The organism is Radiobacillus sp. PE A8.2 (genome assembly GCF_045635475.1).
Classification (GTDB): domain Bacteria; phylum Bacillota; class Bacilli; order Bacillales; family Amphibacillaceae; genus JBJGXI01.
On sequence record NZ_JBJGXI010000053.1, the window covers coordinates 1 to 13427 of the forward strand.

Consider the following 13427-nt stretch of genomic DNA (forward strand, 5'->3'; position numbering starts at 1 on the left):
AAATACGTAAAGTGTTGGTTGTACCGGAACATCTCCACTTGAAAGTACCTTTATAACATATAGTTTTCGAAATCTATCGACTGATCATTGATTCGTCTATATATTTTTTCGGCATCACGAGTAGAGGCAAGTTCAAGCTTTTCATTGTCAATGGTCTTGTAAATTAAAGACAAGTCATCGTTACTTGATTTTCTTGATTCTACTTGTTTGCGAAATTCATTTACATCATATATTAAAAGCCTGCTAGCTTCCTGTTTATCTATAACCTCTACAACAACACTATTATTGTCTCCATCACTTTTAACAACAAAACGATCTTCCATTTCGGTTATATTATAAGGCTGTTGCAGGTGGATAGCGATGTACGTATCACCGGTTTCACCGTAGATAGCGCGGTCTTTAGCAATCCAATCACCTTTAGGTAAGTACCCAATTATATAGGGATGATCAGATGCTTGAAGGTTTTGGTAGAGTGCACATACTACATTCTTGTGATACAGTACTTCGCATTGCGCACTTTGATGGCGTTCATCACCTTCCTGATTCCCTTCACCAGGATGAAAGAAATAGAGCTGGTTAATGGAGTCCTGATTACCAACAGGTAATGAAATATCCCAACGGTGTTGCTCATTTAAATATTCTTCGGTACGTTCCCATAGTCCACCTATAGCATAAGCCGATGTTATATATACGTAGTGGTGAAGTGAATCATAGTGATTGTTTTCCTCATCAAAAGCCAGTTTAATTTCCTTTTTGACCTCGACTGGCACGGTACGATTTACACCAATGTTAATAATAGATTCCGGAGCTTGATAGGAAAGAAAACCTGCACCCTCCAATCTAGTAATAGAAACTGGTGTTGGAAAATCTCCAAACTGAATGTAATCAAGTAATGTATTCTCATCACTTGGAATGTCATGTTCTAAACCGCGGGAGTGAGCGCCGACCCATGCGCCTTTCATATAAAAAGTTGTACGTTCTTTCCACATGAAATCTAATAGATTTGTTAGCGTTTGTTTGATAGATTCATCTTTCATATAATCTCTAGCGAAATCGAGCGATTGGATCCAATGCCACAGCCATGGCAGGCTGCCGTATTCTCGTAAACCATATTCCCTAACATGTTCTAGTACCGTGTTAATGTGATCATAACCTTTATTGATCATCTCTTGATTTTGAAAGTACTGACCATACATCAGTTGCATCACAAATATTTTCGTTTCATGATGGGAGAACTCGTCTGGTTTTCTTAACCGAAGTTCACTATTATAGATGGCTGTTAAAGAAGCTTTTATTAGATTTTTTAGATCTGGTGAAAGTGTATCTTTATAATCCTCGTAAAAATGTAACAACAAGCTGCTAAAAAACTCTATCGGAAGTGTGTTAGGTTTGGCTAGTTCAGGTTTTGGGTGGAGACTAAGTGGCCAATGCCCTACATGGTTACTTTGTTTATTCTGCTCTTGTAATTTGATACTGTGAAATAACATACGTTCTGCGAGTTTTTTTGCATCCTGTTTGTCCGAAGATATGCTAATGTTGTCATCTTGGGTGGCAGCATATAAGTGCATGCCATAATAAAAATTGTCTCGAATATCATCTAAAAACCAATAATTCTCTTTAATTATTGATAATTTAAGCGCTTTCTCCGCGGCTAAAGTTATTACTTGGGACTTGCGGTTCACAAAGTTCATTGCTAAAACTCCCTTCCAGATATTAAAGTGAATTATACATGAAGAAGTATGAATTCATATCAATCCTTATGAACTAGTTAAAAATGTATACAAATAAGTAAAATTCCGACTATGAATATTGATTAAGGTAACTCATTTAAAGGGCAATGGTAAAAAAAACAATCATAATAGTAAAAATATTTCCTATTCAATAGGATAGCTATTCACTAAACTTAGAGTAATGAAAGTATCGATGGTATTCAAAAGGGGGGATTATATGAACTTAGAGGGCGGATGGACTGGCGGATTTTATAGAATATGTGAATGGATATATCGATTAGCCTATTTGAACATATTATGGCTATTTTTCACTTTGCTTGGTTTCATAGTTATGGGTATAGGCCCTTCTACTCTAGCCATGTATTCCATAATGAGAAAATGGATCAATGGGGAAGATGATTTCCGGGTGTTTCCTACATTTTCATCTTTTTTTAAAACTGGCTTCAAGCAAGCAAATGTAATTGGATTAATTCTAACGATCGTTGGATTGTTTATAATTGTTGACGTTAGTTTACTAGGTTATTTTGATGGTGCTATCCAATATATAGTAGTTGGTAGTTTTACAACCGTTCTTATTCTATATATGTTAGTAATGCTCTACATTTTCCCGGTCGTTGTTCAGTATGAGAATACAACGTTACAGCATTTTAAATCGGCATTAATTATTGGTGTATCGTTTCCAATACGGACGTTAATTACAGCTATTTCAGTTATGTCAGTGCTTTTTATTTGTGTGATATTTCCAGCTGTGGCTCTTCTATATTTGGGAAGTGGATTCTGTTTTATCACGATGTTCTTTTCACATCATTTATTTAAAAAAATTAATGAACAACAAATTGCAGGTACTGTAGTTGCTGATTAAAGGATGTTTTGAAAACGGTACCATATAAAATCACGAATGACATTACAAAGATGAGGTGAAACAAATGAAAGATAATGTAGAATTACAACCAAATGCTAAACCTACAAAAGTAAAATTCAAAAAAACGAAAATTGAAAGAGATGAAAACCTAGCAGGTGCGTTATTCGTATCACCAATGTTACTAGGGGTATCTGTGATTGTTCTATTCCCAATAGTGGCCACATTTATTCTTGCATTTGCAGATTGGAAATTTATTGCGGGTTGGGATCAATTGAAATGGGTTGGATTCCAAAACTTTAGGGATTTATTAGGAGATGCTGTATTTATAAAATCGTTGGTCAACAACGCTATCTTTATTTTAACGGTACCACTTACAATGGCATTTTCAATTGTGTTGGCGATTGTTATTGATAAACATGTATACATGAAAGATTATTTTAAGGTCGCATTCTTTATGCCTTATATATCCAGTGTAGTAGCGATTGCTACGGTATGGCGTGTGCTATTTCACCCTTCAGCAGGGCCGATCAATCAGGTTTTAATGTCAATTGGTATTGAAAACCCGCCAACATGGATCTCTGATCCTGATTTTGCGTTAATTTCAGTTATGTTAATTCATATTTGGATATCGACTGGTTTTAATTTAATCGTATATATTGCTGGCTTACAGTCAATTCCAAAAGAACTGTATGAAGCAGCTGAAATGGATGGGGCGAATGTTTGGTATAAATTTAGAAATATAACGTTACCTCTAATTTCACCGACATCATTTTTCTTGTTAGTTACAGGTATTATTGCAACATTTAAAGTGTTTGATTTGATTGCTGTGTTAACTTCAGGTGGGCCATTACATTCAACCAGTATGTTAGTATGGCATTTATATGAAACCGCATTTATTAATTTAGAAATTGGTTATGCTTCTGCAATCGCAGTTATATTATTCCTGTTTGTGTTCCTTATTACGATCTTACAGTGGTTAGGGCAAAAGAAATGGGTTAACTATTAAAGGAGGACAGACACATGAACAAATTAAAGGACATTAGCATTGGAAAAATTATCGTAACAATTCTTGCTTTCTTTTGTAGTTTGGCATTTCTACTACCGTTTATATGGATGCTCTCCACATCATTCAAAATAGAAGCAGAAGTGTTCACCTATCCGATAAACTGGATTCCAGAAACGTGGAATGCAATAAGTAACTATAAGGAAGTTTGGTTCGGCGACTATCCGTTCTATCTATATTATTGGAACTCGATTAAAGTAGCGATATTAACTACGTTAGTATCATGCGTTGTTTCATCGCTAGCTGCATATGGGTTTTCAAAAGTTAGATTCCCTGCAGGTAGTTGGTTGTTTATTATCGTATTAGCAACATATATGGTGCCACCACAGGCTAGTTTAGTACCGCAATTTCTATTGTTTAGAAGCCTTGGTTTATTCGACACCCACTTAGGTTTAATTCTATTAGGAAGTTTTAGTGTTTTAGGTACATTCATGTTGCGTCAGTTTTTTATCGGAATCCATACTGATTTAATTGATGCAGCAAAAATTGATGGTGCAGGTCATTGGAAAATCTTCTGGAGAATTGCATTACCTATTGTTCGTCCGGCGGTAGCTACTTATGCCATCTTAAGATTTATTTGGACATGGAATGACTATCAAAATCCGTTGATTTTCTTGAGAACGGATAACTTATATACAATTCAGCTAGCAATGCAAAAATTTACAACTATCAATGGTGAGTTTTATTCTTTAATGATGGCAGCAGCAGTTTCTGCAATACTACCATTGTTGATCGTATTTATTATCGGGCAAAAACAAGTTATTGAGGGTATAGCACTTGGTGGAGTGAAGGGCTAATTACGCTTTGATGCAATGTCAAAATAATTGCAATATAGGTAAAATAATTTCCATTACAAGAAATTCAAATCTGATATACTACCAATGTAAGTGCTTACAATATGTGTGAGCGAATATTTCCAAAAATATAAGGGGGTAAAATGAATGATGAAGAAAAATTGGTTAGCACTACTTGCTGTAATTTTTATGGTTTGCATTCTAGCAGCCTGTAATTCAGGTGGTGACGGGGAAACGGCATCAGAAGGTAATGACACAAATAATCAATCGGAAGAGCCGAGTGATGAAGGTTCAACTGGTGATGAAAACGAAGGATCAGAAGAAGCTGAAGAAGTAACAATAAAGTTCCATACCCATGGTAATGAAGCGTCTTACAACTGGTCTGAAACGATTCCAGCTTTTGAAGAAGCTTATCCGAACATCAATGTAGAACTTGTAATTCTAAGTGAAAAAGGCGATACACAAGAAGCACTTCAAAAATTGGATTTAGCAGCAGCTTCTGGTGAGCAACTTGATGTCTTAATGTTCAGTGATCCAGCTTCCTATGCTGAACGTGTAAACCTAGGAATGGTTGCACCAATTGATGAATTTATCGAAGCAGAAGGTTATGAAGTGTCAGAGGAGTATAAGGTTAACACGATTTTGAATGATAAATACTATGCATTACCTGGTAAATTTAATCCATGGTACGTTTTAGTGAACAAAGACCATCTAGCAGAAGCAGGTCTTGAAGTGCCAACTGAATGGACTTGGGATGAATACATGGATTATGCAAAGCAGTTAACTACAGATGAGCATCACGGAACTTACTTCCATGGTCCACAAAATGGTGGATGGATGGAATATATGAGCCTAGCACTTGCTAGTAAGTCAGAGAACGCAGGCTTTGTGAAAGCAGATGGTACAGCGAACTTTGATGATCCTATGTTCCGCAAGACATTAGAAATGCGTGTGCAAATGGAAAAAGAAGATATGTCAGCAACACCATATGCGGATATCTTATCGCAAAAACTTCACTACCGTAATCAATTCTTTAACCAAGATGCAAGTCTAGTACCGATCGGTAGCTGGATGAACACAGAACTTGGTGGAACAGAACAGTTCCCATTAAATTTTGAAGTTGGAGTTGCTCCATATCCTTCTAACGCAGGAAGTGATGAGACAGGCTATACACCTGTAACTACTGACTACATGGCAGTTGCTGAGGCATCTGAACATAAAGAAGCAGCATACAAGTTTATCCGTTGGTATACGACAGAAGGACAAATTGTACAAGGTAAAAACATTCCATCTTGGAATAATGTAGATGAAGCAGACTTTGCTGGCATTGTTGACACAATTCTAGCTGGTACAGTTAGCCCAGAAAAAGTTGATAAAGAATCACTTATCAATGTGTTAACAAATGCTAAATCTTCTAAGCTAATTCCGCCAGTTGCTGGCCAAGCTGAAATCTATCAAGCTGTCAATGATGAATATGAAAAACTCATATACGGAGAGCAAGACATTGACACTACGATTGAGAATTTACAACAGCAAGCAACTGACATATTAGCAGATAACTAATAAGTAACTTCTTGATGTTTTGGTTAGCAAGGAATCGCTTTTGTTGCAGCAAAGGTGATTCCTACTAACCATTATCATAACAGAGTTAAAGTGCAAAATCATGAAGTTTGATAAATGGTATAATAATCATCAGTGGATATTTCTATCCAGCTGATGTAATTTTGTTTAATCGTACTTACCATTTTATCGCTAGGAGAATATTTATGAAATTTAACAAGCACTTTATTTCTTCCTCTTCATTCCGTTATAAAGTTATTCTTTCATCAATCATATGTATCGTATTGCCCGTAATTATCACCTTATCTATTTTTAATTATTTAACTAGGGATGCCATGGAAGAGCAAGCTATTACGAATGCAAATAAAGCGCTTGAATTAACAGAAGAATACGTTTTGAAACTGCTAGAAGATATGTTATATGTAACGAACTTTATCCAAGTAGATACGGAGCTAAATGCTATCTTAAAAAATAAAGCAGAGCAAGATACAACAGATTTCACTAATCAGACGTATGAACAATTTCTTCAAGATAGAAACGTGATGAGTACGATCGAGAATATAACATTAGTTGGTGAAAAATCACAGGTTACCATTTTGTTGAAAAACGGAAAATCTTATACGAACTATCCAGTAACGGATTATAATCCAGTGCGGTTATTGGAAGAAGATTGGTTTAACGAGTTAGCGAGTAAGCATGGCTATGAATCATTATGGATAGACACAGTTCCTACGGTTTTTCAAGCAGATAAAGTTAATAATCCTTATCAATTATCTGTTGCTAGAACACTTCGAAATAAAAACTTAGATATATACGGATATGTTGTCGTTACATTATATGAAAAAAAGATTAGTCAAATCTTTAAAAGTAGATCTGATAACGAAGAAGTTCTGATCGTTAATGAAGATAATAAAATTTTATCTCATCGAGATACATCGCAAATTGGTGAAGTATTTCCCTATTTAGAACAAACCCAAAATCAAGACCATTCTAGTATTATCGAAATAGCTAATCAAGATTATTTACTAACCACAACAGAAATTTCCTTCAATAATTGGAAACTTGTATCATTGATTCCATACAGAGAAGCTGTTTCAAATATCAATTCGGTCTTTAGTAAAGTATTTATTATCCTCTTATTACTTTTTGCTGTTTTCTTTGTTGTCTTAGCTTATCTTATTAATCGAATTACAAGACCATTAGTAGATTTAGGAAATGTTGTAGAAGAAGTCCAAGATGGTAATTTAAGCGTTCGATCTCGTATTCAGAGCGACGATGAGATTGGTAGATTTTCAAAATCATTTGATTATATGTTAGATCGTATTAATCTAATGATAAAGGAAGTTCAAGAAACACAATCAAGAAAAAGAAAAGCAGAATTAGCTATGCTACAAGCACAAATAAACCCGCATTTTCTATTTAACGTATTGAACTCGATTCGTTTAAAAGTTTTTAAAAACGGTGATAAAGAAAGTGCTAAAATGATTAGCTCTTTGTCAAAACTATTACGCATGACGATTGATGAGAATAAAGATACGATTAAGTTTTATGATGAAGTTAGTACGGTTAGCGATTATATTTTCTTAATGAATATGAGACAAAAAGAAAAGAATACTTTTATTACTAATATTTCAAATGAGACTTACAAACAATATATTCCTCGTTTTATATTGCAGCCAATCATCGAGAATTCGATTATTCATGGTCTGCAACAAAGTGGAGGCATAATCAAACTGCATGCCTTTACAACAAAGGATAAATTCATAATTGAAATTGAAGACAATGGTGAAGGGATGGATGCAGAAAAATTAGCAGGAGTTCAAAATGTTTTTGCGCCAACTAGTAGCCTAAAGCAAATAAATCAAACCGAGAGACGAACTGGTTTTTCAAATATCGGTTTATCAAATGTGTATGAACGATTGGCAATGACTTTTGGTCCTGAATTCCGTATGAAAGTAGATAGTGCAGAAGGGAACGGAACAAGAGTCACATTACTAATTCCGTTAAGAAGGGATGGGGCGTAATGTATAAAGTGATGTTAGTCGATGATGATTATCCCGCTTTAGAATTTTTATCGGAGATGATTGAATGGGAGTTACTTGATTTGGAGTTACAAAGTATTCATGAAAATGGTGCTAGTGCGCTTGCTTATGCATTAAAAGATATGCCTGATATACTAATTACAGATATTGGCATGCCGAAGATGGATGGCTTAGAGTTAACCGAGAGAATGAAGGAACAAAAAGCAGATTTACAAGTAGCGATTCTTTCATGTCACAGTGAATTCAAATATGCACAAAAGGCTCTAAAACTTAATGTTCAAGATTATATATTAAAAGACACGTTGGATCCTGAGGATTTATCAGCTCTTTTGCTAGATATCAAAAACAAGTTAGAAAACAATTATAAAAGAATTATAAAACAAGAAAAATTAGAAAATGTCGTTGAAAGAAACAAGAGCTTAGCAAAAGAGAAGTTCTTAAGGGAACTTATATACCAGTCACCACAGAGTAACAAAGAATGGTGTTATATCGATAATTTCTCAGGATTTAAATTAGAAAAAAGACCTTATATACCAATTCTATGTTCTATAGAGGGTTATGAATCTCATAAAAACGCTTATTCGTCAGAGGATTTATTTCTGTTTGCAGTACAAAACGTAATTACTGAGGTACTAAAGACAACGGAAACTGAGGCAGTTCACTTCCACTTTGAAACGAATAAATCTATTATTCTATTTCCCTATGAATCCACTTTAAAAATGGATAGTTATGGAGATACCTATAATACCTTAACAAAAATACAACAAACGTTGAAAAGCTATTTAAATGTGTCGATATCATTTTTAGTTGGAGAGAATGTTGCACCTGACGATCTTCAATTTGAAATATCCAATCTACTAGGTAGTAAAAAACAACGTTTCTATATGGAATCCTCCTTAATCACGAAGAAAACGGAAGAAATAAGCGATACTAGCGAAGACATATATTCTCATTATGATGCTGCAGCAAAGGAACTTCGTCAATTGATTTTTGAAAAAGAGATCAACAATATTAAACCATTTGTGAATAAATGGTTACAATTTATCAAGGAAGGCTCATACGAACCAGATAACGTAAAAGAGTGGGTTCTAAAACTGTTGCTAGAGCTAAAATTAAAACTAAAATCATTACAATATTTTCAATCGAGTTTTAATATGGACATCGTACATCAGGAAATTATTAATATCGAGAACATAAATGATTTAAGAATTTGGCTTATAGATTGCTTGGATGCTGTGCTACAACTTACAACAGAAGCACTATACAGCGCTAAAAATAAAGAAATCTTAGAAGCGTGTGTATACGTTTCACTGAATATAGAGAAAAAGTTATGTCTTGACGAAGTCGCAAACCATCTATTTTTAAATCCTAGCTATTTTAGTCGACTATTTAAAAAAGAAACCGGCAAAACATTTGTGGAGTATGTAAAGACAATGAAAATGGAACGAGCCAAAGAATTGCTCAATCAAACAACAGATACTGTTGGAGAAATCTGTGAACGTTTAGGCTATGATAATCAAAGTTATTTTATCAAGCTATTCAAAAACTACACGGGAATCACTCCTGCGGAATATCGAGGGAGAAAGAAGTAGATTTGGTCTAATGTCGTGTACTAAAAGGAGAATTACAATGAAACAAGAAGAAATAAAAAACGCATTATTATCAGCCGACAGAGATCGGTATTCGCTCCTATTTTCTAGTAAACAAGAACGAGATGAGTGGCTAAAAAAAACAAAATCTAATCCGAGTTTCGATCCTAAACTGGATGAGATAAAAAACGAAATTGAACTTTGTCTAGCTAAACCTATTGAAGAAATTAAGTACGGTGTTTTTAAGTTATTCCACGAAAATGGATCACGTCTCGAATATGAACGGATTTATTTTGCAAAAAGAAGAAGATTAACTACGATAGGTTTAGCAGCACTGCTTTACCCGGAAAATGAAATCTATAAAGAAGAATTACAAGAAGTCATTTGGTCAATCTGTAATGAATATTCGTGGTGTTTACCTGCTCATTTAAAGAACAGTCCAGAGATGTCGGTTGATGTGAATTATACATTGCACAGGGAGCATATATCCTATACGATTGATTTATTTTCTGCTGAAACCGCATTTGCATTAAGTGAAATTTTGCAAGTGACAGGGGGAACCCTTGACCCGCTAATCCAAAAACGGGTGCGTGAAGAAATTTACCTGAGAGTAATTTGGCCATATATCCATCAAAGCGGATATGAATGGGAAACCGCTGAGCATAATTGGGCAGCAGTATGCGCAGGATCGATAGGTGCTACAGCGTTACATCTAATAGAAGATAATGAGGAACTATCAGCTGTGTTAGAGAAGGTCCTAGTAACGATGGAATACTACCTTAAGGGATTTAATGATGATGGCACATGTACTGAGGGTTATAGTTATTGGGAATATGGTTTTGGCTTTTACGTCTATTTTGCTGATCTATTAATAAAGAAAACAAACGGAAACATCGATCTATTTAATGCTAATAAAGTACATGAAATCGCTCTGTTCCAACAAAAATGTTTTCTCGATAAGAACAAAGTTGTTAATTTCTCTGATGCTGAAGCAACTTCATCGGTATTTTTAGGACTCAGTCATTATTTAGCAAAGATCTATTCTGATTTTGATATCCCTGAAAGCAATCTTGGCGCTAGAATCACAGAAGATCATTGTAGTAGATGGGCACCAGCATTAAGAAGCTTGCTTTGGTTTGACGAAAAAGCAGAGGGTAAACCTTGGAATGACGCTACATACTACTTTGAGGAATCACAATGGTTTGTTTCTAGGCATACGTCCAATAATGGAAGGTTTTCTTTTGCAGCGAAGGGCGGTCATAATGATGAACCGCATAATCATAATGATATTGGCCAATTCATTCTTTACGGAAATGACAAAACTTACTTAAAAGACTTAGGTAGTGGGGAGTATACTGCTGGTTATTTTGCTGAGGAGAGATATTCTTATTTGTGCAACAGTTCTGAAGGGCATTCTGTCCCCATCATTAACAGACAGTTTCAATCCGAAGGTGCAACAAATTCTGCTACGATTCAAAGTGTTTCTACTGGTTCAAAGGTGGAATCCTTTGAAATGGAATATAGTCGAGCTTACACAATGGAAAACTTGCAGCAGTTAGTAAGAAAATTTACTTGGAACAAGTTAGATTTTCCAAGTCTTATCTTAGAAGATAGATATACTTTTACAAAATATCCTGAATCAATCACAGAGCGATTAATCACACCAGTACTAGCTGTTGAGGAGAATGAGGAAGGGATAGTTCTAGATGAGAAGTTGCTTATCAAATTTGATCGGAATCAATTACAATTTCGGAAAGAAAAAATTGAATTTTCAAATCATGCTGGTGATCTTGAAGAAAATATCGCGTTAAATTTTGATGTTAAGTACGTAGAGAAAGATTGTGTGATTACATTTGTTTTTCAATTTTTAGATTAAATATAGCACCACGTATTTTACATAAAAGGGGAGACGATGAAGATGACGATCGACTTACAAATTAAAAGCAATCCGCTTCGTAGTAAAGAGGATGTACAGCTTGCAGTTATGCAAATTTGTGATCCATTAAAGTCGTTTTACAGTGAAGGGCGTGCCCATATTTCAATAGGGAGTACCGGGGCAGCCTACTCGGATGCAGTTGCACAAATGGAAGGGTTCTCACGGGTACTGTGGGGGCTTGCTCCATTACTGGCTGGAGGCGAAGCGTATGATTTATGGGATTTACAACTAGAAGGAATTAAAAATGGAACAAATCCTGACCATCATGAATACTGGGGTAATCTTCAAGATTATGACCAGCGAATAGTTGAGATGGCTGCCTTTGGTTTAACATTAGCAATTGCACCTGAAAAGATTTGGGAACCACTTAATGAAATAGAAAAAGCAAATTTAGTAGCCTGGTTAGACCAAGTAAATCACTATCCTGTGCATGATTGTAACTGGCTATTCTTTCCTGTTCTCGTCAACTTAGGGTTTAAAGAAGTAGGTGTTCCTTACAATGAGGAAACATTAGAGCGAAATTTAAATAGAATCGATGATTTTTATTTATCCGATGGTTGGTATGCAGACGGGATTGGCGGTCATGCGGATTATTATGTTTCCTTTGCGCTGCATTTTTATGGGCTATTTTATGCGAAATTAATGGAAAATGAGGATCCAGAACGGGCAAATCGTTTTAAAGACCGTGCGACATTGTTTGCACATGATTTTATTTATTGGTTTGCAGAAGACGGATCAGCACTGCCATATGGCAGAAGTATGACGTATCGATTCTCTCAATCTGCCTTTTGGAGTGCATTAGCTTTTGCTGAAGTGGAGGCGTTTCCTTATGGCGTGATTAAGGGGCTTGTGTTAAATAACTTGCGTTGGTGGTTTCAGCAACCAATCTTTAGTTCAGATGGTTTATTAACGATTGGTTATCGTTATCCGAATCTTGTGATGGGTGAAAATTATAATTCACCGAGTTCTCCTTATTGGGCATTAAAAACCTTTTTAATACTGGTGCTAAAGGATGACCATCCATTTTGGCAAGCAGAAGAATTACCTTTTCCTACACTAGAGGAACGTTCTGTCCAGCAGCACCCACACTTAGTTCTCTGTAGACAGGAAAGCAAGAATCACCTTGCTGCCTTTAATACAGGGCATTTATCAACGGATGAGCATACACATACGTCTGCTAAATATGAGAAGTTTGTATATTCAAATGTTTTTGGTTTTAGTGTGCCTAGAGGGGAATGGGGGCTTCAGCAAGGGGCATTTGATTCGATGCTTGCCTTGAGTGAAGGCGATAACCTGTACCGAGTTAAAAGAAGATGTGAAAAGACTTTCATCGAAAATGATGTAATCTATTCGCGTTGGAAACCATGGGGAAATGTAGATGTGGAAACATGGTTAATTCCAGGCTTACCATGGCATATAAGGATACATTGTATTCGTACGGAGCGTTATCTAGATACAGCAGAAGGTGGTTTTGCATTACCAGTAGAAGGTGCAAGCTTTAACAAAGAAAAAATAGTGAAAACAGAAAATGATAAAGAAGCTGTTGCTACATTTACTTGGGGAACTAGTGCTATTAGAAACTTAAACGGTTCTGGTAAGCCTGAGCTTGTATTCCCGAATGCAAATACAAATCTAATACATTCGAAAACGGTTATCCCAATGATTAAATCAAAGCTTTCACCAGGCACACATTGGCTTGTTTCAGCTGTGTACGGGGAACCTGAAAGTGATGATAAATGGAACGAAGCACCTCGAGTTGAGATAACTAACGATCGAGTAGTTGTTTATTCGGTGGACGAAAAGAGTGTAATCTTTGAGAAAGAATTGAGTTAATTAATTGAAAGGGAGAGT

General features: G+C 35.6%; 9 protein-coding genes. 8 read left to right on the top strand and 1 reads right to left on the bottom strand.

The genetic code is table 11. The features are described 5' to 3' along the window. Nucleotides 1–50 precede the first annotated feature (50 nt). Complete coding sequence (locus ACI6MV_RS20950) at nt 51–1691, bottom strand: hypothetical protein (protein WP_407272278.1); 1641 nt, start codon at nt 1689–1691, stop codon at nt 51–53. Between the two features lie 256 nt (nt 1692–1947). Between ACI6MV_RS20950 and ACI6MV_RS20955 the strand changes: the two genes are divergently transcribed. The 8 genes from ACI6MV_RS20955 to ACI6MV_RS20990 all read left to right on the top strand — a co-directional run bounded on the left by ACI6MV_RS20955 (nt 1948) and on the right by ACI6MV_RS20990 (nt 13409). Continuing rightward, a complete protein-coding gene (locus ACI6MV_RS20955) occupies nt 1948–2592 on the top strand; it encodes a YesL family protein (RefSeq protein ID WP_407272279.1) in 645 nt (214 codons plus the stop codon). Nucleotides 2593–2656: 64 nt separating this feature from the next. Continuing rightward, nucleotides 2657–3598, top strand: a complete 942-nt coding sequence (locus tag ACI6MV_RS20960) for a carbohydrate ABC transporter permease (protein ID WP_407272280.1) — start codon at nt 2657–2659, stop codon at nt 3596–3598. A gap of 14 nt (nt 3599–3612) precedes the next feature. Then, nucleotides 3613–4452 (top strand): carbohydrate ABC transporter permease, encoded by an 840-nt coding sequence (locus ACI6MV_RS20965; protein WP_407272281.1) that lies wholly within the window; start codon nt 3613–3615, stop codon nt 4450–4452. Between the two features lie 147 nt (nt 4453–4599). Continuing rightward, nucleotides 4600–6012: an ABC transporter substrate-binding protein gene (locus tag ACI6MV_RS20970; protein WP_407272305.1), complete on the top strand. Its 1413-nt coding sequence runs from the start codon at nt 4600–4602 to the stop codon at nt 6010–6012. Nucleotides 6013–6215: 203 nt separating this feature from the next. Continuing rightward, nucleotides 6216–8033, top strand: a complete 1818-nt coding sequence (locus tag ACI6MV_RS20975) for a cache domain-containing sensor histidine kinase (RefSeq protein WP_407272282.1) — start codon at nt 6216–6218, stop codon at nt 8031–8033. Then, on the top strand, nt 8033–9643 hold the full coding sequence (locus ACI6MV_RS20980) for a response regulator transcription factor (RefSeq protein ID WP_407272283.1): 1611 nt from the start codon (nt 8033–8035) through the stop codon (nt 9641–9643). The genes ACI6MV_RS20975 and ACI6MV_RS20980 overlap by 1 nt, the downstream gene beginning before the upstream one ends. Nucleotides 9644–9680: 37 nt before the next feature. Beyond that, nucleotides 9681–11516 carry a heparinase II/III family protein gene (locus ACI6MV_RS20985; protein WP_407272284.1) on the top strand — a complete coding sequence of 612 codons (1836 nt, stop codon included), beginning with the start codon at nt 9681–9683 and terminating at the stop codon, nt 11514–11516. A 36-nt stretch (nt 11517–11552) separates the two neighbouring features. Further along, complete coding sequence (locus ACI6MV_RS20990; protein ID WP_407272285.1) at nt 11553–13409, top strand: DUF2264 domain-containing protein; 1857 nt, start codon at nt 11553–11555, stop codon at nt 13407–13409. Nucleotides 13410–13427: the final 18 nt, after the last annotated feature.

Bases quoted from the DNA above. Each gene is read 5' to 3' on its own strand.
- ACI6MV_RS20980 (WP_407272283.1), top strand. From the start codon at position 8,033: ATGTATAAAGTGATGTTAGTCGATGATGATTATCCCGCTTTAGAATTT.
- ACI6MV_RS20985 (WP_407272284.1), top strand. From the start codon at position 9,681: ATGAAACAAGAAGAAATAAAAAACGCATTATTATCAGCCGACAGAGAT.
- ACI6MV_RS20975 (WP_407272282.1), top strand. From the start codon at position 6,216: ATGAAATTTAACAAGCACTTTATTTCTTCCTCTTCATTCCGTTATAAA.
- ACI6MV_RS20955 (WP_407272279.1), top strand. From the start codon at position 1,948: ATGAACTTAGAGGGCGGATGGACTGGCGGATTTTATAGAATATGTGAA.
- ACI6MV_RS20970 (WP_407272305.1), top strand. From the start codon at position 4,600: ATGAAGAAAAATTGGTTAGCACTACTTGCTGTAATTTTTATGGTTTGC.
- ACI6MV_RS20990 (WP_407272285.1), top strand. From the start codon at position 11,553: ATGAAGATGACGATCGACTTACAAATTAAAAGCAATCCGCTTCGTAGT.
- ACI6MV_RS20965 (WP_407272281.1), top strand. From the start codon at position 3,613: ATGAACAAATTAAAGGACATTAGCATTGGAAAAATTATCGTAACAATT.
- ACI6MV_RS20950 (WP_407272278.1), bottom strand. From the start codon at position 1,691: ATGAACTTTGTGAACCGCAAGTCCCAAGTAATAACTTTAGCCGCGGAG.
- ACI6MV_RS20960 (WP_407272280.1), top strand. From the start codon at position 2,657: ATGAAAGATAATGTAGAATTACAACCAAATGCTAAACCTACAAAAGTA.